This window comes from Allobosea sp. NPDC055332 (genome assembly GCF_053645455.1).
Genome location: NZ_JBSHMO010000004.1, coordinates 231,714 through 255,530, shown reverse-complemented (window position 1 = coordinate 255,530; position 23,817 = coordinate 231,714). Strand labels below are relative to the sequence as shown.

Here is a 23,817-nt window from a genome sequence, read left to right as displayed (position 1 = left end):
GACGGGTCTCTAGAGCATTTCAACGATGCTTGTGAACTGGTTCAGCCGCATCGCGCACAGCCGGCTCGGCATCTGTCGAATCCGGCTTGCGGCCTCAATCATATCATGCAACAAAATTGGCGCCAATCTTATAGCCAATCAGGAAACGCCGCATGACCGCTCCCCTCGCTAGCCAGGCCAAGCAGGACGATGCGGCCGCGATCGCTCGTGCGCTCTACGACCTCGGCCCGACGCCGGTCACCGCCTGCAAGGCCGATCCACGCTTCAGTTATTGCCTCTATGTGCCCAAGAGCCTCGGCAAGGGCGGCCAGGCGCCCGAGCTCGTCGTCGCCATGCACGGCACCGGCCGCGGCTTCACCGGCTATCGCGACGCCTTCGAGGCTTTCGGCCGCTGGAACAACTGCATCATCCTCGCCCCGCTCTTCCCGATCGGCGTGATGGGCGACGGCAACCGCAACGGCTTCAAGTACATGCGCGAGGGCGGGGTCCGCTACGACCACATCCTCCTTGCCATGGTCGAGGAAGTCGCCCAGCATTACGGCCTGCGCTTCGACCGCTTCGCTTTGTTCGGCTACTCCGGCGGCGGCCATTTCACCCATCGCTTCCTGATGCTGCAGCCCCACAAGCTCTGGGCCGCCTCGATCGGCGCGCCCGGCTCGGTGACCCTGCTCGACCCGACGCGGGACTGGTGGGTCGGCACCCGCAACATGGCCGAGCTCTTCGGCACCGCGCCGGACATCGAGGCGATGCGCAAGGTCGCCGTCCAGATGATCGTCGGTGCCGCCGATCTCGAGACCTGGGAGATCACCCATCAGCCCGGCAATGCCAGCTGGATGCCGGACGCCAACCATGCCGGCACGAACCGACCGGAGCGTCTCGACCGCTTGCGCCGCAACTTCGAGGAGCACGGCATCGACGTGCGCTTCGACCTGGTGCCGAACATGCCGCATGACGGGCTGAAGGCGGTCTCGCGGGTCGAGGACTTCTTCGCCGACGCGCTCGCCAAGCGCCGATCCGGCGCGGCCAAGGCCGCCTGAGATCGTCTAGCCGGAAACGCGAACAGCGAGGGGAACGACAATGAACCGCCGGCTCGTCTCCGCCTTCGCTCTCCTTGCTCTCGCGAGCCCCGCCACGGCGCAGACAATCAATGTCGCGCTCAATGCCGACATCCGCTCGACCAATCCCGGGGTGAATCGCGACGACAACACCGATGCCGTCGTCCTGCACATGGTCGAAGGCCTGGTCGGCTATCGCGAGAACGGCGCAGTCGCGCCGCTGCTGGCGGAAAAGGTGTCAACCTCGGCAGACGGGCTGACCTATACCTTCAGCCTGCGTAAGGGGGTGAAGTTCCACAACGGCGCCGAGCTGACCTCGGCCGACGTCCTCTGGAACTGGACCCGCTACATGGAGCCGAAGACCGACTGGCGCTGCCGGTCGGAATTCGATGGCCGCATCGGCATGAAGGTGACGAGCGTCACCGCGCCCGATGCCGCGACCGTCGTGATGACGCTGGAGAAGCCGAGCGCGCTCTTCCTCGACACCATGGCGCGGACCGACTGCGCCATGGTCGCGATCATCCACAAGGACTCGCTGAAGCCCGACGGATCCTTCGGCAAGCCGATCGGCACCGGTCCCTTCACACTCGGCGACTGGCGCCGCGGCGAATTCGTCTCGTTGAAGCGCTTCGATGGCTACGTCTCGCCACCCGGCGACAAGCGCGACGGCTATGTCGGCCGCAAGAACGCCCTGGTGCCGGAGGTCAAATTCCTCGCCATCGCCGATGGTGCGACCGTCAAGGCCGGGCTGCTCTCGGGCGCGCTGCATGTCGCCGACATCCCGGATTCCGATCTGCCGGAAATGCAGAAGAGCAACAGCGTTCAGGTCGTGACCGCACCGAGCGCGACCAAGCACGCATTGCTGTTCCAGAGCCGCGATCCGCTACTGAGCGACGTCCGGATGCGTCAGGCGATTACGGCGGCGCTCGATCTCGACCAGCTCGTCGCCCACGCCTCGAACGAGCTCGGCAAGGTCAACAACTCAGCCGTCCACATGGCCTCGCCCTATTACAGCGAGGTCCAGCGCCAGCGTTACAACTATGAGCCGGCCCGGGTGAAGAAGCTGCTCGCCGAGGCCGGCTACAAGGGCCAGACGATCAAGCTGATCGCCAACAAGCGCTCGACCGTGCCGAGCTTCCCGGTCGCGGTGGTGGCGCAGGCCATGCTGCAGGTGGCCGGCATCAACAGCGAGATCGAAGTGCTGGAATGGGCAACGCAGCTCGACCGCTACAGCAAGGGCAACTACCAGATGATGTCCTTCAGCTATTCCGCCCGTATCGATCCGGCCCAGAGCTACAACCAGTTCAGCGGCCCCAAGGATACCTATCCCTCCAAGGCCTGGGACAGCCGGCACGCCGACGAACTGATCGAGAAGGCGACGGTCACCGCCGATGAGGGCGAGCGCCAGAAGCTGTTCGACGAACTGCACAGGCTGATGCTCGCCGATGCGCCGCTGATCTTCCTCTACAATCAGGTCGACACCGCCGTGGTCTCGAAGCGCCTGCAGGGCTTCGCGCCCTGGGTTGCCTCGAAGCCGCGGCTCTGGGAGGTCGGCCTCGCCAATTGACCCGTCGCGGACGCGGCGGCCTCACGATCACGACGACAAACCAAAAAAACGACAGGGGACCGAGATGAAGTATCTTTTTGCGCCGGCCGCCGCGCTCATCGCCACCGCCGCCTTCGCAGCGCCGGCCATGGCGCAGTCGATCACGGTGGCAGTCGCCGCCGACATCCGCAGCAATAATCCTGGCGTCAACCGCGACGACAACACCGACGACTTCGCGCTGCAACTGGTCGAGGGACTCGTCGGCTACAATGAGGGCGGCGTCGCGACGCCGCTGCTCGCCGAGAAGGTCGACCTCTCCGCCGACGGCAAGACCTACACCTTCACGCTGCGCCAGGGCGTCAAGTTCCACAACGGCGCCGAGCTGACCTCGGCCGACGTGCTGTGGAGCTGGAACCGCTACATGGATCCGAAGACCGACTGGCGCTGCACCATCGAGTTCGATGGTCGCTCCGGCCTCAAGGTCGAGGAAGCGACGGCGCCGGATCCACGCACCTTCGTCATGAAGATCGACAAGCCGAATGCACTCTTCCTCGACACGCTCGCCCGCACCGACTGCGCGATGACCGCGGTCCTGCACAAGGATTCGGTCAAGGCGGACGGCTCCTGGGACAAGCCGATCGGCACCGGCCCCTACAAGTTCGGCGAGTGGAAGCGCGGCGAATATTTCACCATGACCGCCTTCGAGGGCTACAAGTCGCCGAAGGACGGCGGCAAGGCCGACGGCTATGTCGGCTCCAAGCGCCCGCTGCTCAAGGACGTGAAGTTCCTAATCGTCAAGGACCCGGCCACGGTGAAGGCCGGTCTCATCTCCGGCGCGCTCGATCTCAGCGAGATCCTGCCGAGCGACGCGGCCGAGCTGAAGAAGAACCCCAAGCTCTCGGTCGTGGCGGAGTCCAATGCCGTCAGGCACGTCTTCCTGATCCAGGTCAAGGATGCCGTGATGGGCAACCAGAAGCTGCGCCAGGCGATCGCCGCTTCGCTCGACATGGATGAGATCGTCGCCGCCTTCTACAACGACCTCGGCAAGCCCAACACCTCGCCGATCTATTCCGGCTCGAGCTATTTCGGCGAGGTCGAGAAAAAGGGCCTGAGCTTCGATCCGGCCCGCGCCAAGAAGCTGCTGCAGGAGGCCGGCTACAAGGACGAGAAGATCATCATCCTCGCCAACAAACGCCCGGTCGTGCCGAGCTTCCCTTCCGCGGTGGTGGCCCAGCAGATGCTGCAGGCCGTCGGCGTCAATGTCGAGATCGAGGTGCTCGACTGGGCGACCCAGCTCGATCGCTACAACAAGGGCAACTACCAGATGCAGTCCTTCTCCTTCTCGGCCCGCTTCGATCCCGCGATCGCCTTCGAGCAGTTCTCGGGGCCGAAGGACAAGCAGCCGCGCAAGGTCTGGGACAATCCGGAGGCGCAAAAGCAGATCGACAAGCTGTTCGTCACCTCAGACCGGGCCGAACGCCAGAAGCTCGTCGACGAATTGCACAAGCGCGTCATCGACGAAGTCCCGATGATCTTCGCCTTCAACGGCCTCGACATCATCGCCCATGCCAAGCGCGTCCAGGGCTTCAAGCCGTGGCAGTCCAAGCTGCGCATGTGGGAAGTGACGCTGGCGAACTGACGTCACTCGGATCATCCGCACACCGGGAGGAAACCGATGCTGCGCTTTGCGCTGACGCGCATTCTCATGTCCGTGCCGACACTGCTGATCGTGTCGGTTTCGGTTTTTGCCTTGATCCGGCTGATCCCGGGTGACCCGGCCTCGCTGATGCTGGGGGACCTGGCGACGCCGGCCTCGATCGCCGATCTGCAGGCGAGGCTCGGCCTCGACCAGAGCGTGCCGGTCCAGTTCGGCATCTGGTTCGGCAATCTGCTCAAGGGCGATCTCGGCCAGTCGATCAACTCGCAACAGGCGGTGCTGCCACTGATCCTGCAGCGCTTCTGGATCTCGGCGCAGATCGTGCTGGTCGCGGTCGCGCTCGCCAGCCTGGTGGCCGTACCGGCCGGTGTGCTCGCCGCCTGGAAGCAGGATACCTCGCTCGACCTCAGCCTCGTCGCCGTCGCGACGCTGCTGCTCTCGATCCCGACCTTCTGGCTCGGCCTGCTGCTGCTGCTGTTCTTCGGCCTCAAGCTCGAATGGCTGCCGGTGGTCGGCTATGTCTCGATCGCCGAGCACCCGATAGCCGGCGTCCTCTATCTGATCATGCCGATCATGACGCTGTTCCTGCACGAGATCGGTGTGATCCTGCGCATGGCCCGCGCCTCGACGCTCGAGGTGCTGCGGCTCGACTACATCACCCATGCGCGAGCCAAGGGCCTGACCGAGAGCGCCGTGCTCTGGAACCACGCCTTCAAGAACGCCTTCGGCCCGACCTGGACGCTGATCGGCCTCGTGCTCGGCAATCTGCTCGGCGGCATCGCGGTCGTCGAGACGGTCTTCACCATCCCCGGACTGGGCCGCCTGCTGGTCGATTCGATCTTCGCCCGCGACTATCCGGTGATCCAGGGCTGCATGCTCTTCGTCGCCTTCACCTATGTGCTGGTCAATCTCGTGATCGACCTCTGCTATCCGATCTTCGATCCGAGGGTGACGGCGCAATGAAGCTTCCCGCTCCCAACGCCCTGGTCGGCGGCACGCTGATCGGCTTCCTCGGCATCGTTGCCGCGCTCAGCTCGCTCTGGACGCCCTACGATCCCTTGCGGCTCTCCTTCCGTGCCAAGCTGGTGCCACCCTCGGCGATGCATTGGCTCGGCACCGACGAGTTCGGCCGCGACGTGCTCTCGCGCCTGATGGCGGGCGCCGCCACATCAGTCTGGATCAGCCTGCTCACCGTCGCGCTCGCCGTCTCGCTCGGCACGGTCATCGGCCTGTTCTCGGGCTATGTCCGCGGCTGGGTCGACCGCACCATCATGGCCTTCAACGACGCCCTGCTCGCCTTCCCCGGCATCCTCCTGGCGCTCGGCCTGCTCGCCGTGGTCGGCGCCAACAAATACGGCATCATCCTGGCGCTCGGCATCGCCTATGCGCCCTCGGTCGCCCGCATCGTACGCGGCACGGTGCTCTCGCTGCGCGAGCGCGAGTTCATCTCGGCCTCGCGGGTGATGGGCAATTCGGAAGGCTTCACCATGGCCCGTCACATCCTGCCGAACTGCATCGCGCCGCTGACCGTGCTGGCGACCTCGATGTTCGGCTGGGTGCTGCTAGCCGAGAGCTCGCTCTCCTTCCTCGGCCTCGGCGTGCCGCCGCCGGCGCCGACCTGGGGCAACATGCTGGCGGGCTCGCGGCCCTATATCGGCCAGGCCGTCTGGCTCGGCGTCTTCCCGGGCCTGTGCATCTCGCTGACTCTGCTCGGCATCAACCTGCTCGGCGACGCCCTGCGCGACAAGCTCGACCCGCGGATGAGGGGTGCACGATGACCTCCACCAAGCCATTGCTCGAGGTCGATGGCCTCACCCTCAGGATCGGTGCGAGCGGCCGCACCGTGGTCAATGATGTCAGCTTCTCCGTCTCGCCCGGCGAGATCGTCGGCATCGTCGGCGAATCCGGCTCGGGCAAGACGCTCGCGGCCCGCGCCGTGATGGGCTTCATCCCGCCGGCGGTGCGCCTGATCTCGGGCTCGATCCGCTTCGACGGCGAAGAGGTCACGACCATGGCGCCAAAGCGCCTGCGGGCGATCCGCGGCGCCAGGGTCGGCATGGTCTTCCAGGAGCCGATGACCTCGCTCAACCCGTCCATGCTGATCGGTCGCCAGCTCGAGGAAGGCCTCGCGCTGCATCGCAAGCTCGACGCCAATGGCCGGCGCGAGCTCATCCTCGACATGCTCCGGCGCGTCGGCATCCGCGATCCCGAAGGGGCGTTCAACGCCTATCCGCACCAGTATTCCGGCGGCATGCGCCAGCGCATCATGCTGGCCTCGGTGATGCTGCTGAAGCCGGCGCTGCTGCTCGCCGACGAGCCGACCACCGCGCTGGACGCGGTCGTCCAGCGCGACGTCATGGAGCTGATGGTCGACCTGACCAAGGAGAACGGCACTGCCGTGCTGCTGATCTCGCACGATCTCGGCATGGTCGCGCGCTATTGCAGCCGCATCGTCGTGATGTGCCAGGGCGACGTCGTCGAGCACGGCAACAGCGACGACATCCTCGCCCGGCCGCAGCATCCCTATACCCGCAAGCTCCTCGCTGCGATGCCGCATCGCGAGCCGGCCCGCGCGCTGCCGGAGGCAAAAACGCCACTCGTCGCGGTCAATGACCTCGTCGTCGACTATGGCGGCCGCCAGGGCTTCTTCCGCAAGGAGCAGCCCAAGCGTGCCCTGCACGGCATCAGCCTGTCGGTGAAGCCGGGCGAGGTCGTCTCGGTCGTCGGCGGCTCGGGCTCGGGCAAGACCACGCTCGGCCATGCCATCGCCGGGCTGATCAAGCCGAGCGAGGGCGCGATCCTGTTCAACGGCAAGCCGATCGACAAGAGCGAGACGGCTTATTGGGACTACCGGCTCAACTGCCAGATGGTCTTCCAGGACCCGTATTCCTCGCTCGATCCGCGCATGACCATCGGCGAGCTCGTCGGTGAGCCCCTGCGGCTGGTCAAGGGCATGGGCGCCGCCGACAAGAAGGCGCGGCTCGCCGAAGTGCTGGGCGAGGTCGGCCTCGGTGATGGTTTCGCCGAGCGCTATCCGCACGAGCTCTCCGGCGGCCAGCGCCAGCGCGTCGCCATCGCCCGCGCCATCATCCGCCGACCGAGCTTCGTCATCGCCGACGAGCCGGTCTCGGCGCTCGATGTGACGGTGCGCGCGCAGGTGCTGGAGCTCTTCGCGCAGCTGCAGAAGAAGCACGGCTTCTCCTGCCTGTTCATCAGCCACGATCTCGGCGTGGTCGAGCAGGTCTCCGACCGCGTCATCGTCATGCATGAGGGCCGCATCGTCGAGGAAGGCACGCGCGACCAGATCTTCGATGCGCCCCAGCACGACTACACCAGAAAGCTGCTCTCGGCCGTACCCGGGCTGGAAAGCACCGAAGATGGCGGCGTGCGCCTGTTCTGGCGGCTCGCCGATGCCGGGCAGGCCACGGCCATGGCCAATGCCTGACCGGCGATGACGCGCAGCCTCTACCTGCTCGGCGATATCAATCTGAAGGGCGTCGCCGAGCCCGATGCAGTGTTCGATCTGATCAGGCCGCGATTGGCCGAGGCTGACCTGGCCTTCGCCAATCTCGAATGCTGCCTGTTCGACGATGCCGCGAGCGTCAGCGAGCAGCGCGGCTTCTATGTGCCGACCCGCTTCGCGTCGGCACTGAAGGCGGCCGGCCTGCACGCCGTCGGCCAGGCCAACAACGTCAATATCGGGCGCGAAGCGGTCGCCTCCTCGCTCGCCGCGCTCGACCGGGCCAGTATCGCCACGGTCGGCGCCGGGCTCGACATGGCAGCCGCCTACCGGCCGCTCATCATCGAACGCGACGGGCTGCGCTACGGCATCCTGCAACGCACCGCCGTCTATTGGCCTGATGGCCACGAGGCCAGTCCCGGCAAGCCCGGCGTCGCCGTCATCAGGGCGCACACCGCCTATCGGCCGCGGCTCGAACAGCAGGCGGCGCGGACCCGGCCGGGCGTTCCGCCGGAGGTCGTGACCTTCGCCGACCCGGCTTCGCTGGCGGAGTGCTCGGCCGCGATCGCGGCCCTGCGCCAGCAGACCGATATCGTCATCGCCTCCTTCCACTGGGGCTACCGCGCCGAGGTGCTGAGTTATCAGCGCGAGTTCGCGCATGCGGCGATCGCTGCGGGCGCCGATCTCGTCTTTGGCCACGGCCCGCACATGATCCTGCCGATCGAGCTCCATGCCGATCGCCCGATCTTCTATGGCTGCGGCAACTTCTCCTTCCAGTACGCCCATGACAGCGCGCTGCATGACGACTGGACCGGCATGCTCCTGCGCGCGCCGATCCGCGATGGCGCGCTGCAGGCGATCGAGATCGCCTTCGTCACGCGCAATGCCGAGAATCAGACCGTCCCTCGCCCTGTCGCCGATCTCCCGCTGGAACGCGACCGGCTGATCGCCGCCTCGGCCAGGCTGGGCGCCCGCCTACAGGCCGAGGGCGAGATTCTGCGCCTCCAGCTGAAGACCTAATCCGCAATGAACGAGACGCTGCCATGAAGAACGGAATGATCGTCGCCCCGCAGCCGGAAGCGGTCGAAGCCGGCGCTGCCGTGCTGGAGCGCGGCGGCAATGCGATCGATGCGGCGATCGCCTGCGCCTTCATGCAGGGCGTGGTCGATCCGCTGATGTCGGGCATCGGCGGCTTCGGCTCGATGCAGCTCTACATGCCCGGAAAAGGCGTCCATGAGATCGTCGAGTTCTACGCCCGCGCCTCCTATTCGGCAAAGCCGGACATGTGGCTCGACAAATTGCGCGGCCAGTCGCGCGACGGCTTCGCCTTCCTGCTCGAAGGCGGCATCAACGAGTTCGGCCATCTCGCCGTCTGCACGCCCGGCAGCGTCAAGGGCTACGACCATGTGCTGTCGCGCTTCGGCACGATGGACTGGGCCGATGTCATGGCGCCGGCGATCAAGCAGGCGCGCGAGGGCGTTCTGGTGCGCCCGCACATGCACTGGTTCTGGACGCAGGACCAGAGCGGCTCCGGCCAGGTCAACACATCGGACAAGCTGCGCTACAGCGAGACCGGCAAAAAGCTCTATTTCCGCCCGGATGACAGCGCGAAGCGCCCTGGCGACGTCATCGTCAACACCGACATGGCCAATACGCTGGAGCGTTTGGCGAAAGGCGGCGCCGACCTGTTCTACCATGGCGAGCTCGCCGAGGAGATCGCCGCCGACTTCGCAGGGCATGGCGGGCTGATCTCGCGCGAGGACCTCGCCCGCTACGAGCTCTCGGTCGCCGAGCCGATCTGGGGCTCCTATCGCGGCCACCGCATCTCGACCTCGCCGCCACCGGCGAGCGGCATGTCGATGCTCCAGATCCTCAACATGCTCGAGGCCTTCGACATCGGTTCGCTGGCCCATGGCAGCGCCGAGCATGTCCGCCTCTTGGCCGAAGCGATGAAGCGCATGACCATCGACAAGGACCAGTTCATGGGCGACCCCGCCTATGTCGACGTCCCGGTCGAGCGCCTGATCTCGAAGGAGCATGCGGCGGAACAGGCCGAGAGCATCCGCCGCGGCGAGCGCGCCGACGTCAAGCGCCTGGAGCGCTCCTCGCAGCGCGAGACCACCCATGTCACCGTGATCGACCGGCACGGCAATGCCGTCGCGCTGACCCATACGCTCGGCAGCCCGTCCGGCGCGATCACCGAGGGGCTCGGCTTCATCTACAACGGCACGATGAGCCGCTTCGACCCGCGTCCCGGCCGCGCCGGCTCGATCGCGCCCGGCAAGCGCCGCTCATCCTCGGCTGCGCCGACCATCGTCTTCAAGGGCGACAAGCCCTTCATCGTCATGGGCGCGCCGGGCGGCAGCTATATCGCCCCGGCGATGGCGCAAGGCATCATGAACGTCATCGATTTCGACATGTCGATGCTGGAAGCGGTGGCGGCGCCGCGCGTCATGGGCGTGTCGAATTCCATCGACATCAGCAACCGCATCCGCCGCAGCGTCGAAGCCCAGCTCAAGGCCGATGGCTACGACGTCAAGCGCTCGGCGCAGAGCTATCCCTTCGCCGCGCTCCATGGCGTCAAGATCGAAGACGGGCTCGCGACCGGCGGCGCCGACCCGCAGCGCGACGGCATGGCGATCTCGGTGCCTGCGTAAGCCTGCTAAACCGGCGCGATCTGCAGCGGGTCGACCGAGATCGCCCGCTTCAGGGCGCGCAGGCCGAAGGTCGTGCGCGACTGCCGCATGCCCGGCAGCCGGTAGATATTCTCGCGCAGGAAGCGCTCATAGTGCTCGGTGCCGCTGACCACGGCCTTGACCAGATAATCGTAGTCGCCGGTGACGAGATAGGCCTCGACCACCTCGGGAATGCGCGCCAGCGCCTCGCCGAAGCGGTCGAGCAGCTTGTCGTCATGCTTGTCGAGCGTGATCTCGATGAAGACGACATTGTCGAGCCCGAGCGCGCGATGGTTGAGCACCGCGACGTATTTCTCGATCGCGCCATTCTCCTCGAGCCGCTTCACCCGCGTCCAGCATGGCGAGGGCGAGAGCCCGACCTTCTCGGCCAGCGCATTGATCGTCAGCCGGCCATCCTCGTTCAGGGCCGAGAGGATACGCCGGTCGATCTGGTCGAGCTCGTCGCTGCGCCGCGCCTTGATCGCCATCGGGTGAATTTTCCGCACTAGACCGAGATGACAGAATAATCCTCCGGTCAGAGTCGAATCTCAAGGCCATTTCGGCAAGAAATCGATGTGTCACCACCCTATCATGCCCGAATAACGACGGCGTCTCGACGGACGCCCCTGCAAACGCGCCTTGCGGCGAGAGCCGCATGGCGAAATGCTGGGTCGGACTAGAGCCTAGGGAGCGTGGACATGACAGACCCCTCACCGCTTCGGTTCCACGTTCCAGTCCCCGCCAGTCGCCCCGGCGAAAAGCCCGATTTCTCCCATGTCGTGATCCCCAAGGCCGGCTCGGTGCAGCGTCCGCCGGTCGATGTCGATCCCCGCGAAATCCGCGACCTCGCCTATTCGATCATCCGCGTGCTCGACCGCGAGGGCGAGGCGGTCGGCCCCTGGGTGCCCGAGCTCTCCAAAGACGATCTGGTCCGCGGCTTGCGCCACATGCTGACGCTGCGCGCCTTCGACGCCCGCATGCAGATGGCGCAGCGCCAGGGCAAGACCTCGTTCTACATGCAGCACACCGGCGAGGAAGCGGTGAGCTGTGCCTTCCGCATCGCCCTCGGCAAGGGCGACATGAACTTCCCGACCTATCGCCAGGCCGGGCTGCTGATCGCGCACGACTACCCGCTCGTCGAGATGATGTGCCAGATCTACTCGAACGAACGCGACCCGATGAAGGGCCGGCAATTGCCGGTGATGTACTCCTCCAAGGAGAACGGCTTCTTCTCGATCTCGGGCAATCTCACCACCCAGTATGTCCAGGCGGTGGGCTGGGCGATGGCCTCGGCGATCAAGGGCGACAACAAGATCGCGGCCGCCTGGGTCGGCGACGGCTCGACCGCCGAGTCGGACTTCCACGCGGCTTTGGTCTTCGCCTCGACCTACAAGGCCCCGGTCGTCCTCAACGTCGTCAACAACCAGTGGGCGATCTCGACCTTCCAGGGCATCGCGCGGGGCGGCTCCGGCACCTTCGCCGCCCGCGGCCTCGGCTTCGGCATCCCGGCCCTGCGCGTCGACGGCAACGACTACCTCGCGACCTATGCCGTGGCGCAATGGGCGATCGAGCGCGCCCGCCGCAATCTCGGGCCGACGCTGGTCGAATACGTCACCTACCGCGCCGGCGCGCATTCGACCTCGGACGACCCCTCCGCCTACCGGCCCAAGCACGAATCCGACGACTGGCCGCTTGGCGACCCGATCGTCCGGCTGAAGCAGCATCTGATCGCGATCGGCGCCTGGACCGAGGAGCGTCACAAGCAGGCCGAGGCCGAGATCATGGCGACCGTGATCGCCGCGCAGAAGGAAGCTGAGAGCTTCGGCACGCTGCATGCCGGCGGCAAGCCCTCCTCGCGCGACATGTTCGAGGACGTCTATGCCGAGCTGCCCCCGCACCTGCGCCGCCAGCGCCAGCAGATCGGAGTCTGAGCCATGGCCCGCATGACCATGATCGAGGCGATCCGCTCCGCCCTCGACGTTTCCATGGGCCGCGACGACAACGTCGTCGTCTATGGCGAGGATGTCGGCTATTTCGGCGGCGTCTTCCGCTGCACCCACGGCCTCCAGCAGAAATATGGCGTCAACCGTTGCTTCGACGCGCCGATCAGCGAGCTCGGCATCGTCGGCACCGCGATCGGCATGGCGGCCTATGGCCTGCGCCCCTGCGTCGAGATCCAGTTCGCCGACTACATGTACCCGGCCTACGATCAGATCGTCTCCGAGGCAGCCCGCCTGCGCTACCGCTCGGCCGGCGACTTCACCTGCCCGATGGTGATCCGGATGCCGACCGGCGGCGGCATCTTCGGCGGCCAGACCCACAGCCAGAGCCCCGAGGCGCTGTTCACCCACGTCTCCGGCCTGAAGACGGTGGTGCCGTCCAATCCGCGCGACGCCAAGGGCCTGCTGATCGCGGCGATCGAGGATCCCGATCCGGTGATCTTCCTCGAGCCGAAGCGGCTCTATAACGGCCCGTTCGACGGCCATCATGACCGCCCGGTCACGCCCTGGTCGAAGCATGAGCTCGGCGAGGTCGAGGAAGGTCACTACACCATCCCGCTGGGCAAGGCCGCCATCCGCCGCGAAGGCTCGGCCGTCACCATCGTCACCTACGGCACCATGGTCCATGTCGCGCAGGCCGCCACCGAAGAAACTGGCATCGACGCCGAGATCATCGATCTGCGCACCCTGCTGCCGCTCGATCTCGACGCGATCGTCGCCTCCGTCTCCAAGACCGGCCGCTGCATCGTCCTGCACGAGGCGACGCTGACGTCGGGGTTCGGCGCCGAGCTCGCCGCGCTCATCCAGCAGCACTGCTTCTACCATCTGGAGGCGCCGATCGTACGCGTCACCGGCTGGGATACGCCTTATCCGCACGCCCAGGAATGGGACTATTTCCCCGGCCCCGCCCGTCTCGGACGAGCGCTTCGCGACATCATGGAGGCACGCTGATGGCCGAGCGCATCATCAAGCTGCCCGATGTCGGCGAGGGCATCGCCGAAGCCGAGCTGGTCGAATGGCACGTCAAGGTCGGCGACATCGTCCGCGAGGACGATCTGATCGCCGCGGTGATGACCGACAAGGCGACCGTCGAGATTCCCTCCCCCGTCGAGGGCGAGGTTACCTGGGTCGGCGCCGAGATCGGTGACACCGTCGCGATCGGCTCGGCGCTGGTGAAGCTGAAGGTCTCCGGCGACGGCGCCGCGACCGAGGCGCCAGCCGAGGCTGAAGCGCCGCTCGAGCCGACGAAGGAAAAGCCCGCTGCTGCGGCTCCTCCGGCCGCACCGGTCGTGGCTGCGGAGCCCGCTCCCAAGCAGATGCCGACGCCGAAGCCCGCGGCTCCGGCCCGCCCGGTCCCGGTCATCACCACGCCGGCGCCGCGCCGGCCGGTCGGCGAGAAGCCGTTGGCCTCGCCGGCCGTCAGGCTGAAGGCACGCGAGGCCGGCGTCGACCTGCGCCAGGTCCAGGGCTCCGGCCCGGCCGGCCGCGTCAGCCATGAGGATATCGACGCCTTCATCCTGCGCGGCCCCGAGGCTCCGACCAAGGGCGGGCTCGTCGCCAGGACCGCGATCACCGACGTCAAGGTCGTCGGGCTACGCCGCCGCATCGCCGAGAAGATGGCGCTGTCGAAGTCGCGCATCCCGCACATCACGATTGTCGAAGAAGTCGACGTCTCGGCGCTGGAAGACCTGCGCGCCGCGCTCAACAAGAAGCCGACGGCCGAGCGGCCGAAGCTGACGATACTGCCCTTCCTGATGCGGGCGATGGTCAAGGCGCTCGGCGAGCAGCCCAATCTCAATGCGCTCTATGACGACGATGCCGGCATCGTCCACCAGCATGCCGGCATCGATATCGGCATCGCCACGCAGGCGCCGTCCGGCCTGATGGTCCCGGTCGTCAAGCATGCCGAGGCGCGCGACCTCTGGGGCTGCGCCATCGAGCTCTCGCGCCTGGCGGAGCGTGCCCGCGACGGCTCGGCGACGCGCGACGAGCTCACCGGCTCAACCATCACCATCACCTCGCTCGGCGCGCTCGGCGGTATCGCCACCACCCCGGTGATCAACCATCCCGAGGTCGCGATCGTCGGCGTCAACAAGATGGTGGTCCGCCCGGTCTGGGACGGCACCACCTTCGTGCCGCGCAAGATGATGAACCTGTCCTCCAGCTTCGACCACCGCGTCATCGACGGCTGGGACGCGGCGGTCTTCGTGCAGCGGCTGAAAGAGCTGCTGGAGACGCCGGCGACCCTGTTCGTGGACATGTGAGCGGCGGAGCGAGCCATGACCGACATCACCTGCAAGCTTCTCGTCATCGGCGCCGGCCCGGGCGGCTATGTCTGTGCCATCCGCGCCGGCCAGCTCGGCATCGATACCGTCATCGTCGAGAGCACCAAGCTCGGCGGCACCTGCCTCAACATCGGCTGCATCCCCTCCAAGGCGATGATCCATGTCGCCGAGGAGTTCGAGAAGGCCGCCCACGCCGCCGCCGGCAAGACGCCGTTCGGCCTGACCGCAGCCGAGCCCAAGCTCGACCTGAAGCAGGCCGTCGCCTGGAAGGACGGCATCGTCCAGCGTCTCAACAACGGCGTCGCCGGCCTCTTGCGCAAGGCCAAGGTCAAGATCGTCCACGGCCAGGCCCGCTTCCGCGACGGCAAGACCGTGGCGGTCGAAACCGAGACCGGCCCGAAGACCATCACGGCCGAGACGATCGTGATCGCGACCGGCTCGGTGCCGGTCGAATTGCCCTTCCTGCCCTTCGGCGGCAACGTCATCTCGTCCACGGGCGCACTCGCGCTGACCGACTTGCCGAAGCGCCTCGTCGTGGTCGGCGGCGGCTATATCGGCCTCGAGCTCGGCACCGCCTTCGCCAAGCTCGGCAGCAAGGTCACCGTGGTCGAGGCGCAGGACAAGATCCTGCCGCTCTACGACGCCGAGCTGACCGGGCCCGTAGCCAAGAGCCTCTCGGCGCTCGGCGTCGAGGTCTTGCTCGGGGCCAAGGCGCTCGGACAGACCGCCAAGGGCGACGGCCTGCGCATCGAGACCGCCGACGGCAAGGAGCGCGAATTGCCGGCCGACAAGATCCTCGTCACGGTCGGCCGCGCGCCTGCGACGGCCAAGCTCGGCCTCGACGAGCTCGTGCTCGACATGGATGGCCGCTTCATCCGCATCGGCGAACGCTGCGAGACCTCGATGCGGGGCATCCATGCCATCGGCGATGTCACCGGCGAGCCGATGCTGGCCCACCGCGCCATGGCGCAGGGCGAGATGGTCGCCGAGATCGTCGCCGGCGAGCCGCGGGTCTGGGACAAGGCCTGCATCCCGGCAATCTGCTTCACCGATCCGGAGATCGTCTCGGCCGGCCTGTCGCCGAGCGAGTCCAAGGCCGCCGGCTTCGAGACCAAGATCGGCCTCTTCCCGCTCCAGGCGAATGGCCGCGCCATGACCCGCCATGGCGAGACCGGCTTCGTCCGCATCGTCGCCCGGGCCGACAACCATCTCGTCCTCGGCATCCAGGCGGTCGGACAGGGCGTCTCGGAACTCTCCGCCGCCTTCGGCCTCGCCATCGAGATGGGCGCGAGGCTCGAAGATGTCGCCGGCACGATCCACGCTCACCCGACCTTGGGCGAGGCCTTCCAGGAATCGGCGCTGAAGGCGCTCGGCCACGCCTTGCACATCTGAGGCGAACGCAGGCCGGGGTTCAACCCGACGAGGGTTGACGCAGGAGCACCGACCGCTTCGACTGGCAGGACAGGTCAGGACGACCCGCCCTGACTGCCGGAGCTTTCTGCTGTGACCGAACCCTGCGATCTCGATGCCGTCACCGCCCGCCGCCTGATCGGCGAGAAGAAGCTCTCGGCGAGCGAACTGCTCGAAAGCTGCCTCGCCCGGATCGATGCCGTCGACCCCGCCGTCAACGCCATGGTGGCGCGCGACGACGAGCGGGCGCGTACCACCGCGAAGGCGGCGGACGCTGCCACCATGCGCGGTGACGCTCTGCCGGCGCTGCACGGCCTGCCCATCGGCATCAAGGATCTCGAAGACGTCGCCGGTCTGCGCACCACCTATGGCAGCCCGCTCTTCGCCGACCATGTCCCGACGCAGGACCAGGGCATCGTCGCCTCGGTGCGCAAGGCCGGTGCGGTCATCGTCGGCAAGACCAACACGCCCGAATGGGGCGCCGGCGCCAACACCCGCAATGCCGTCTACGGCGTCACCGGCAACCCGTTCGATCCCTCGCGCTCGGCTGCCGGCTCCTCCGGCGGCTCGGGCGTCGCGCTCGCGACCAATATGGTGCCCATCGCCACCGGCTCGGACACCGGCGGCTCCTTGCGCAACCCTGCCGCCTTCAACGGCATCGTCGGCTTCCGGCCGTCGCCGGGGCTGGTGCCCAGCGACAAGCGCCCGCTCGGCTGGAACCCGCTCTCGGTGCTCGGCCCGATGGCGCGCACCGTGCCCGATCTCTGCCTCCTGCTCTCGACCATGGTCAGCGACGACGCGGTCGATCCGCTGGCGACGACGATCCACGGCAAGCAGGTCAGACGAGCGGGAGACTTCGCCCGGCCCGATCATTGCGACCTCGCCTCGCTGAAAGTCGCGATCACCCCGGATTTCGGCTTCGCTCCGACCGAGAAACACATCCGCGAGGTCTTCGCCGACAAGGTCGGCCGCTTCAGCAGTGTCTTCGGCCGCGCCGACGAGGCGACACCCGATTGCGCCGGCACCGATGAGAGCTTCGAGGTGCTGCGCGCCGTCTCCTTCCTCGCCAGCCATCACGAGCGTTCGACCAAGATGCCCGACATGGTCGGCCCCAATGTCCGCGCCAATGTCGAGGAAGGGCTGCGCTATGGCGCGCTCGACGTCACCCGCGCCCTGAAGCAGCAGACCGTGCTCTACCACGAGTGGCAGCGCTTCTTCGAAAAATACGACGTCATCCTCTCGCCCGCGATGACGCTGTCGCCACGGCCCTGGTCCGAGCTCTACCCGGCCGAGATCGACGGCAAGCCGACGCGCACCTATTTCCACTGGCTCGCCATGGCCTATGCCGTGACGATCGTCGGCCATCCCGCGATCTCGCTGCCGGTCGGGCTCGATCGCAACGGCATGCCTTTCGGCCTGCAGATCGTCGGCCCGCGCGGCGGCGACGCCAAGGTGCTTGCGGTCGCTGCGGCGCTCGAGTCACTCTTGGCGGGTGATCCGCTGACGGCGCGCCCGGTGCCGGATATCGCCGGACTCAGGAAGGCCCCGAAGCTCAAGGACAGCCCGAATTTCCTCGGCTTCGACTAGTCGAGGCCAACCATTTTCGTCCTATCAAAAGCAGAAGAGAACAGGGTTCATCGGCAGTCAGATTCAATCATAAAAGGGGAGAGATCTTATGAAGCGTCGTCAGTTCCTGCAGGGCACGGCCGCTGCCGCCCTGTTCGCTCCAGCGCTTGCCCGCGAGGCAATGGCACAGGCGCCGAGCGCGGCCGTGCTCAAGATGGCGCCGCAGGCCAACCTCACCTCGCTCGATCCGATCTGGACGACCGCGACCGTCACCAACAACCACGGCTATTACGTCTTCGACACGCTCTATGGCGGCGACCTCAATCTCAAGCCGCAACCGCAAATGGCAGAAGGTCACGAGATCTCGGCCGACGGCAAAGTCTGGAAGATCAAGCTGCGCGAGGGCCTCGCCTTCCATGACGGCCAGCCCGTCCGCCCGGCCGACTGCATCGAGAGCCTGAAGCGCTGGTGCCAGCGCGACCCCTATGGCCAGCTCCTGATCAAGGCGGTCGAGGCCTGGGGCGCCCCGGACGAGCGCACCATCGAGATCAAGCTGACCCGGCCCTTCCCGATGATGCTCGACTGCATGGCCAAGGCCGACAACCCGCCCTTCATCATGCCGGAGCGCCTGGCCAAGACCGACGCGACCAAGCAGGTCACCGAGATGACCGGCTCCGGCCCCTATAAATTCGTGGCCAGCGAATACGTCTCCGGCAGCCGCGTCGTCTACGAGAAGAACGAGGCCTACAAACCGCGCAGCGAGCCGCCGAGCCGTAATGCCGGCGGCAAGGTCGCGCATTTCAAGCGGATCGAATGGCCGATCCTGCCCGATCCGGCGACCGCCGCCGCCGCCCTGACCAAGGGCGAGATCGACTGGTGGGAGCGCCCACTCGCCGACCTGCAGCCGCTGCTGGCCAAGAGCCCGGACATCACCCGCGAGGTGATCGACAAGAACGGCCGCGGCTCGATCATGCGGCTGAACCACCTCCAGCCGCCCTTCAACAATCCGAAGGTTCGTGCCGCGGTTCGCCTGGGCGTCAACCAGGAAGACTATATGCGGGCGTCGCAGGGCGACGACACCACGGCCTGGCAGGTCTGCCGGAACCTGTGGTGGCGCGGCACGCCCTATTACACCGGCGAGCTCGAGGACCTGATGCCGCAGAGCCTCGACAAGGCCAAGGCGGCGCTGAAGGAGTCCGGCTACAACGGCGAGAAGGTCGTCATCATCAACCCGACCGACTTCCCCGATATCGGCCCGCTCGGCGACGTCACCTACGAATTGCTGAAGGCGATGGGCATGAATGTCGAAATGGCCGCCAGCGACTGGGGCACGGTGATCCAGCGCCGCAACAGCCGCGAGCCGGTCGAGAAGGGTGGCTGGAGCATCTTCCACACCACCGGCGCCGCCGTCGGCTGGGGCAACCCGGCGCTCTCCAATCTCGTGCGCGGCCCTGGCGACAAGGGCTGGTTCGGCTGGTGGACCAATGCCAAAGCCGAGGAAATGGCCGAGGAATGGCTCTACGCGCCTGACGAGGCCAAGCAGAAGCAGGTCGCGGTCGCGCTCGGCCGGCTGGCGCTGGAGGAATGCGCCACAATCCCGCTCGGCCAGTTCGTGATCAAGACCGCCTATCGCAAGGGCCTGACCGGCATGCTGCCGGGCTCGGCGCCCTATCCGTGGGGGTTGAAGCGGGGGTGATAACCCGCCTCTGACCGTGACGAGTGAAACGCGGGGAACCCTCTCCTGTAAGGAGAGGGCAGGGTGAGGTGTAGGCCCTTTGACCAGTTGTGTGCGGCCTGACCGCGCGGTCAGGCTCACGCTTACATTTCCGCTCCGAACACCTCACCCCTACCCCTCTCCTTCCAGGAGAGGGGTTTCACGTTGTGGTTCCAGCGTCTCAATTCGCCGCCACCGCCGCCGACCAGGGCGAGGCGGCGTCGCTGATGCCCTCCTGCCCGTCCTGTCCGGTCCGCACCATGTTCGGGCAGGCGAAGTTGAGCGGCAGCACGCCGTGTTCGACCACGGTCAACGGACCGGCTGCCGCCAGCGCATCGAGCGTGCCGTCCGGCAGGCGGGCATCGGCGCTGGTGCCGTCTGGGCCGGAGACGTCGATGCGCGGCTGATGCGCGGCATCCTCGAGGCTCATGCCGCTATCGAGGGTGAAGGCCAGCACCTGGTAGACGCTGGCGAGGATGCGCCGCCCGCCCGAGGCGCCAGCACCATGGCGCGGATAGCCGCCATCGGCAGGGGTCACCACCACCGGGCACATATTGCACAAGGGCCGGGCTCCCGGCGCGATCGCATTGGCACTGCCCGGGCGCGGGTCGAACCACATCATGCCGTTGTTCATCAACACGCCGGTCTCAGGCAGGACGAGGCGGCTGCCCATCGACGAGAGCAAGGTCGTGGTCAGCGCGACGATGGTGCCCTCGCCGTCGACGACGGTGAGATGCGTGGTGCAGGTCTCGCTTGGCTCCTTCGCAGCTTGCGCCGCACCGAGCCCTTCGAGCCGGCTAGCGTAAGCTTCGCGCATCACCTGCGAAAGCCTGGCGAACCAGGCCGAGTCCGGTCCGCCCTCCGGCGGTGGGCTCGAGGCCATGCCCTCGACCACCGCCTGCAGGGTCGGCGCCGCCGTCAGACCGCCGGCAGTGTGGATGCGGTGCGTGCCGCGCCAGTCGATCACCGGCGCTTCGCGCACGCTCGCACGGCAATCGGCGAGATCCTGCGCATCGACCACGCCGCCGACCGCGGCGATGTCGGCCGCCAACCTCTTCGCCAGCTCGCCGCGATAGAAATCGTCGAGCCCGGCTTTGGCGAGGTGCTCCAGCGTCGCGCCGAGATTGCCGAGCGTCCTGAAGCCAGGCACGCCCTGATAGGGCGGCACAGGCGGCAAGCCGCCCGGCAGATAGATGCGCGCACTCTCCTCGTAGAGCCGGAGCACCGCGGCCGAGGAGGCGATCTTCAGCGTCGTGTACCAGTCCTGCGCCAGGCCACGCTTCGCCAGTGCGATCGCGGGCTGAAGCAACTCGGAGACGGGCATGCTCGTCCCGAACGTCTCCTTCAGCCTGGCGTAGCCGGCGACAGAAGACGGGATGCAGAAGGACAGCGGTCCGTGGATATTGCGATCGCCTTCGACCTCCGGCCAGGCGAACAGGTCGAACTTCATCGCGCCGGTCAGCGGATAGTCGGCCGGATCGGCGCGGCGCGGCGCGACAGGGCCGAAATCGACGACCTGCGCCCGGCTCTCGCCGGCCTTGAGCACGACACCGAAGCCGATGCCCCCTAATCCACTGTTCCAGGGCTCGACCGCCGCCAGCGCGAAGGCGGTCGCGACCGCGGCGTCGGTAGCATTGCCGCCGGCTTCAAGGATCGCCGCGCCGGCCGCCGCCGCCTCATGGTTCTGCGAGACGACGATGCCTTTGCGCCCGCGCGCCGAAGGCTTGGTCAGGCTCCAGTTCTGGGTGCGGTAGGCGCGGTGCGGCGTGGCAGTGGGCATGACGATCTCGATCAAGGATGGAGGCGACCGGGATCGTGGCATGCATGCTCGGAAAGGTCATCGCCCGGTGATGCGGAGCGGCTCCGCGCCGCGCGTCGGTCCCGCTGCGCCATCCTGCTGGATCGATTGGGCCGTTCCGTGCGAGATTTGCTGCTCCTTCTCTATCGTCTGGAGGGGGAAATCCGGGTGGCGCGCCGATGGCAGTCGGCGCGCCACCTACCGTTTGCGCCTACTTCGCCGGCGCGACCTTGCCGGGCAGGCTGAGATTGCCCGAGGCGACCTTGAAGACATTGGCGACGCAGAGCAGCGGCGCGTGCAGGTTGGCATTGACGCGCAGGCCCGCAGTGACGCCGTCGAAGGAAGCACCCTTCAGCGCGCCGAGCTTGTCGAGCGGGACATGAACCTCGACCATGCTGCCGGCGAGCGCTGTCTTGTAGGCGGGGCTGTCGATCAAGAGCGGCACACCGGGCCAGGTCTCGGGTACGCGCGGCTTCGCCCCGTCGGGAATGTCGCGCACCTTCAGCCCGCCGCCGCAGGCCTTGTCCTCGGCCAGCACGACCCAGTGCGGGTGCCAGACATCGCGATTCCTCGCACCCTTGGCGCCATCGTCGAAATCGGGATGGAAGGTGACGGCGAGCGCGACGATGCCCTGGCCCTTGTCGAAGCCGACCTCGGCGCTGTCGAGCGAGGTCGGCCAGACATAGGCGTAGACCTCGGAGCCGGCGAAGTTTCCGGTCGCGGCAGGCTTGGCCGCACCCGCATCGCCACGCAGGCGGCTGCGGAAGATTGCATGGCCGTGATCGGTGGCGATCGTGGTCTCGACGATGTCGAACGAGGCCTGCACCGCGGCGTTGCTGGCGCTCTTGATCTCGTGTGCTCCGGCCGCGCCGATCAGGCCGAGCGCGACCGTTGCGGCGAGGCCCATGCCCCGCAGCCCAAAACTCTTCATGATCTGTGGTCCTTCCTGCCTAGCGGTTCGTCTGGAGGGGCGCGGAAGCCCTTGTGAAAGCCCGCCAGGTGGCAGCCTGGGCGGACGGCTCCGCAGTTTCATGCTCGCCGCAATCGAGCCGGAGATGCCGGGTCCCGAAAGCGGCGTTCACGAAGGCGCAATGATGCGGCGCGTCGGCGCCGGGATGGATGTTCGGCCGGAAATGGCGGCAGGTCACGCAAGTCCGCTGCTCCGGTAGGGCGCCGGTAATCTGCAGCGAGCGGATCAACTTGACCACGAGCAGGAGCAGGTCGGCTTGCTCGGCGGTGGAAAGGCCGGCCAGAGCCGTGTCGGTCGCCATGGTCGAGAGCCCGATCGCTTTGACCGCGTCACGACCGGCCTGCGTCACCCTCACCGCAACGGCACGTGCATCACCGGCATCGGGCCCCTTGGCGACCAGCCCCTTGCGCTCCAGCGCCGCGATCGAATCCGTCGCGGTCGGCTGCGTAACGCCGAGATGCTCGGCGATCGCCTTGACCCGCATTCCCATTTCGCCGCGACCGGCCAGGAATGAGAGGACATGGGCCTGGGTCGGATTGAGCCCGGCCGCATTGGCCACCGACCATTGATCAGCTTTGAGCACGCTCGCAAGCCGCTCCAGCCCGTCCCGGAGACGGCGCGGCAAGGGCCCGGAGCTGGCATCGAAGAACGACATATCTATTGAATAGGATTCCTATGTAAAATCGTCAAGCCGCCTATTAGCCCACCCGCCCTCAGCCGACAGATCGCTCTAATGCGCCTGGCGATCCTCGCCCGGCAGATGCACCACCGCCTTGATCGGCAGGTGGTCGGAGGCCAGCCGCGACAAGTCGGTGTCGTGCAGATCGACCTGCGTGATGGTCTCGGCGGGATAGGCGACGATGCGATCGAGCGCCCAGATCGGGAAGCGCGCCGGGAAGCTCGGGATTGCCGCCTGCAGCGGCCCGAATTTCGGCGCCAGCCCGTGCAGGCTCGATTTCTTGCCGATCCGCCACTCGTTCAGGTCGCCCATCAGGAAGATCGGGCGCCCGTCCGTCGGCCTGGAGGCGGCGATCAGCGTCTCGACCTGGCGCGAGCGTGAATGGCGTAAAAGGCCGAGATGCGCGGCGACCACCCGGATCGGCGCGCCGCTGACGGTCAGGTCGGCGATCAGCGCTCCGCGCGGCTCGACGCCGGGCAGGACGAGCTGCCGAGTCGCGGTGACCGCCCCATCGCGGAAGAGCACGACATTGCCATGCCAGCCATGGCCCTGCCAGGCACTCTGCACCGGCACCGGCTTCAGGCCGGTCCTGCGCTCGAGCCGGGCGAGGTCGAGCAGCCCGGCGCGCTCGCCGAAGCGCTGGTCGGCCTCCTGCAGCGCGACGACATCAGCGTCGATCTGCCGGATCACCTCGATGATCCGGTTCGGATCGAAGCGGCGATCACGCCCCACCGCCTTGTGGATATTGTAGGAGGCGATCCTGAGCTCGGTGGCCGGCGGCGCGCTCGCAGGCGCCTGCTGCGCGGCGGTCTCGCGCGTCCAGCTCGACATCTGGGGTGGGCGCAGCACCCTGATCCGGCGCAAGCCGCGCCCTTCGAACTCTAGCATCCGGCCGGCATCTCCAATCGCTCGCCCCAGCTCGTTAGCAAGAGCCCTGCCATGATCAATCCTTGACGCACGCTACGGTTCGATCGGCCCGGGGCGAACGACTCGCTCGGATCA

19 protein-coding genes are annotated in these 23,817 nt (G+C 67.0%); 14 read left to right on the top strand and 5 right to left on the bottom strand.

Annotated elements, in window-relative coordinates; genetic code table 11:
- The first annotated feature begins 152 nt into the window (after positions 1 to 152).
- The 8 genes from ACWIGM_RS22835 (at position 153) to ggt (ending at position 10,375) form a co-directional block, all read left to right on the top strand.
- Positions 153 to 1,037, top strand: coding sequence for an alpha/beta hydrolase family protein (locus tag ACWIGM_RS22835; protein WP_454028261.1), 885 nt, complete (start codon positions 153 to 155; stop codon positions 1,035 to 1,037).
- A gap of 40 nt (positions 1,038 to 1,077) precedes the next feature.
- Positions 1,078 to 2,622 (top strand): ABC transporter substrate-binding protein, encoded by a 1,545-nt coding sequence (locus ACWIGM_RS22830; protein ID WP_454028260.1) that lies wholly within the window; start codon positions 1,078 to 1,080, stop codon positions 2,620 to 2,622.
- Positions 2,623 to 2,686: 64 nt separating this feature from the next.
- A complete protein-coding gene (locus ACWIGM_RS22825) occupies positions 2,687 to 4,240 on the top strand; it encodes an ABC transporter substrate-binding protein (RefSeq protein ID WP_454028259.1) in 1,554 nt (517 codons plus the stop codon).
- Positions 4,241 to 4,276: 36 nt separating this feature from the next.
- The gene (locus ACWIGM_RS22820) at positions 4,277 to 5,221 is read left to right on the top strand and encodes an ABC transporter permease (protein WP_454028258.1); all 945 of its coding nucleotides are present in this window, start codon (positions 4,277 to 4,279) and stop codon (positions 5,219 to 5,221) included.
- Entirely contained in the window at positions 5,218 to 6,036 is an 819-nt protein-coding gene (locus tag ACWIGM_RS22815) for an ABC transporter permease (RefSeq protein WP_454028257.1), read from the top strand. Before ACWIGM_RS22820 ends, ACWIGM_RS22815 begins: the two co-directional genes overlap by 4 nt.
- Positions 6,033 to 7,703 (top strand): ABC transporter ATP-binding protein, encoded by a 1,671-nt coding sequence (locus tag ACWIGM_RS22810; RefSeq protein ID WP_454028256.1) that lies wholly within the window; start codon positions 6,033 to 6,035, stop codon positions 7,701 to 7,703. The genes ACWIGM_RS22815 and ACWIGM_RS22810 overlap by 4 nt, the downstream gene beginning before the upstream one ends.
- A gap of 6 nt (positions 7,704 to 7,709) precedes the next feature.
- Positions 7,710 to 8,738, top strand: a complete 1,029-nt coding sequence (locus tag ACWIGM_RS22805; RefSeq protein ID WP_454028255.1) for a CapA family protein — start codon at positions 7,710 to 7,712, stop codon at positions 8,736 to 8,738.
- Positions 8,739 to 8,761: 23 nt separating this feature from the next.
- Positions 8,762 to 10,375, top strand: a complete 1,614-nt coding sequence (gene ggt / locus ACWIGM_RS22800; RefSeq protein WP_454028254.1) for a gamma-glutamyltransferase — start codon at positions 8,762 to 8,764, stop codon at positions 10,373 to 10,375.
- A 5-nt stretch (positions 10,376 to 10,380) separates the two neighbouring features.
- Here the strand turns inward: ggt and ACWIGM_RS22795 are convergent, their stop codons facing one another.
- Entirely contained in the window at positions 10,381 to 10,881 is a 501-nt protein-coding gene (locus ACWIGM_RS22795) for an Lrp/AsnC family transcriptional regulator (protein ID WP_454028253.1), read from the bottom strand.
- A gap of 210 nt (positions 10,882 to 11,091) precedes the next feature.
- Here ACWIGM_RS22795 and ACWIGM_RS22790 point away from each other — a divergent pair, with 210 nt between their 5' ends.
- From ACWIGM_RS22790 to ACWIGM_RS22765, 6 genes are all read left to right on the top strand, one after another.
- Positions 11,092 to 12,324: a 3-methyl-2-oxobutanoate dehydrogenase (2-methylpropanoyl-transferring) subunit alpha gene (locus tag ACWIGM_RS22790; protein WP_454028252.1), complete on the top strand. Its 1,233-nt coding sequence runs from the start codon at positions 11,092 to 11,094 to the stop codon at positions 12,322 to 12,324.
- A gap of 3 nt (positions 12,325 to 12,327) precedes the next feature.
- On the top strand, positions 12,328 to 13,344 hold the full coding sequence (locus tag ACWIGM_RS22785) for an alpha-ketoacid dehydrogenase subunit beta (RefSeq protein ID WP_454028251.1): 1,017 nt from the start codon (positions 12,328 to 12,330) through the stop codon (positions 13,342 to 13,344).
- Entirely contained in the window at positions 13,344 to 14,657 is a 1,314-nt protein-coding gene (locus ACWIGM_RS22780; RefSeq protein WP_454028250.1) for a dihydrolipoamide acetyltransferase family protein, read from the top strand. The genes ACWIGM_RS22785 and ACWIGM_RS22780 overlap by 1 nt, the downstream gene beginning before the upstream one ends.
- A 15-nt stretch (positions 14,658 to 14,672) precedes the next feature.
- On the top strand, positions 14,673 to 16,070 hold the full coding sequence (gene lpdA, locus ACWIGM_RS22775) for a dihydrolipoyl dehydrogenase (RefSeq protein ID WP_454028249.1): 1,398 nt from the start codon (positions 14,673 to 14,675) through the stop codon (positions 16,068 to 16,070).
- A 111-nt stretch (positions 16,071 to 16,181) separates the two neighbouring features.
- Positions 16,182 to 17,675 (top strand): amidase, encoded by a 1,494-nt coding sequence (locus tag ACWIGM_RS22770; protein ID WP_454028248.1) that lies wholly within the window; start codon positions 16,182 to 16,184, stop codon positions 17,673 to 17,675.
- An 88-nt stretch (positions 17,676 to 17,763) separates the two neighbouring features.
- A complete protein-coding gene (locus ACWIGM_RS22765) occupies positions 17,764 to 19,350 on the top strand; it encodes an ABC transporter substrate-binding protein (RefSeq protein ID WP_454028247.1) in 1,587 nt (528 codons plus the stop codon).
- A 199-nt stretch (positions 19,351 to 19,549) separates the two neighbouring features.
- Here ACWIGM_RS22765 and ACWIGM_RS22760 read toward each other — a convergent pair whose 3' ends face one another.
- The 4 genes from ACWIGM_RS22760 to ACWIGM_RS22745 form a co-directional block, all read right to left on the bottom strand.
- Positions 19,550 to 21,148 (bottom strand): gamma-glutamyltransferase, encoded by a 1,599-nt coding sequence (locus ACWIGM_RS22760; protein ID WP_454028246.1) that lies wholly within the window; start codon positions 21,146 to 21,148, stop codon positions 19,550 to 19,552.
- Between the two features lie 229 nt (positions 21,149 to 21,377).
- Complete coding sequence (locus ACWIGM_RS22755) at positions 21,378 to 22,097, bottom strand: hypothetical protein (RefSeq protein ID WP_454028245.1); 720 nt, start codon at positions 22,095 to 22,097, stop codon at positions 21,378 to 21,380.
- Positions 22,098 to 22,116: 19 nt separating this feature from the next.
- Positions 22,117 to 22,719, bottom strand: coding sequence for a MarR family winged helix-turn-helix transcriptional regulator (locus ACWIGM_RS22750; protein ID WP_454028244.1), 603 nt, complete (start codon positions 22,717 to 22,719; stop codon positions 22,117 to 22,119).
- A 147-nt stretch (positions 22,720 to 22,866) separates the two neighbouring features.
- Positions 22,867 to 23,703 carry an endonuclease/exonuclease/phosphatase family protein gene (locus ACWIGM_RS22745; RefSeq protein WP_454028243.1) on the bottom strand — a complete coding sequence of 279 codons (837 nt, stop codon included), beginning with the start codon at positions 23,701 to 23,703 and terminating at the stop codon, positions 22,867 to 22,869.
- Between the last annotated feature and the right edge of the window lie 114 nt (positions 23,704 to 23,817).

What these genes read in the sequence shown, in the direction of transcription:
- ACWIGM_RS22835 (WP_454028261.1), top strand. Translation starts at nt 153, where the DNA reads ATGACCGCTCCCCTCGCTAGCCAGGCCAAGCAGGACGATGCGGCCGCG.
- ACWIGM_RS22830 (WP_454028260.1), top strand. Translation starts at nt 1,078, where the DNA reads ATGAACCGCCGGCTCGTCTCCGCCTTCGCTCTCCTTGCTCTCGCGAGC.
- ACWIGM_RS22825 (WP_454028259.1), top strand. Translation starts at nt 2,687, where the DNA reads ATGAAGTATCTTTTTGCGCCGGCCGCCGCGCTCATCGCCACCGCCGCC.
- ACWIGM_RS22820 (WP_454028258.1), top strand. Translation starts at nt 4,277, where the DNA reads ATGCTGCGCTTTGCGCTGACGCGCATTCTCATGTCCGTGCCGACACTG.
- ACWIGM_RS22815 (WP_454028257.1), top strand. Translation starts at nt 5,218, where the DNA reads ATGAAGCTTCCCGCTCCCAACGCCCTGGTCGGCGGCACGCTGATCGGC.
- ACWIGM_RS22810 (WP_454028256.1), top strand. Translation starts at nt 6,033, where the DNA reads ATGACCTCCACCAAGCCATTGCTCGAGGTCGATGGCCTCACCCTCAGG.
- ACWIGM_RS22805 (WP_454028255.1), top strand. Translation starts at nt 7,710, where the DNA reads ATGACGCGCAGCCTCTACCTGCTCGGCGATATCAATCTGAAGGGCGTC.
- ggt (WP_454028254.1), top strand. Translation starts at nt 8,762, where the DNA reads ATGAAGAACGGAATGATCGTCGCCCCGCAGCCGGAAGCGGTCGAAGCC.
- ACWIGM_RS22795 (WP_454028253.1), bottom strand. Translation starts at nt 10,881, where the DNA reads ATGGCGATCAAGGCGCGGCGCAGCGACGAGCTCGACCAGATCGACCGG.
- ACWIGM_RS22790 (WP_454028252.1), top strand. Translation starts at nt 11,092, where the DNA reads ATGACAGACCCCTCACCGCTTCGGTTCCACGTTCCAGTCCCCGCCAGT.
- ACWIGM_RS22785 (WP_454028251.1), top strand. Translation starts at nt 12,328, where the DNA reads ATGGCCCGCATGACCATGATCGAGGCGATCCGCTCCGCCCTCGACGTT.
- ACWIGM_RS22780 (WP_454028250.1), top strand. Translation starts at nt 13,344, where the DNA reads ATGGCCGAGCGCATCATCAAGCTGCCCGATGTCGGCGAGGGCATCGCC.
- lpdA (WP_454028249.1), top strand. Translation starts at nt 14,673, where the DNA reads ATGACCGACATCACCTGCAAGCTTCTCGTCATCGGCGCCGGCCCGGGC.
- ACWIGM_RS22765 (WP_454028247.1), top strand. Translation starts at nt 17,764, where the DNA reads ATGAAGCGTCGTCAGTTCCTGCAGGGCACGGCCGCTGCCGCCCTGTTC.
- ACWIGM_RS22760 (WP_454028246.1), bottom strand. Translation starts at nt 21,148, where the DNA reads ATGCCCACTGCCACGCCGCACCGCGCCTACCGCACCCAGAACTGGAGC.
- ACWIGM_RS22755 (WP_454028245.1), bottom strand. Translation starts at nt 22,097, where the DNA reads ATGAAGAGTTTTGGGCTGCGGGGCATGGGCCTCGCCGCAACGGTCGCG.
- ACWIGM_RS22745 (WP_454028243.1), bottom strand. Translation starts at nt 23,703, where the DNA reads ATGCTAGAGTTCGAAGGGCGCGGCTTGCGCCGGATCAGGGTGCTGCGC.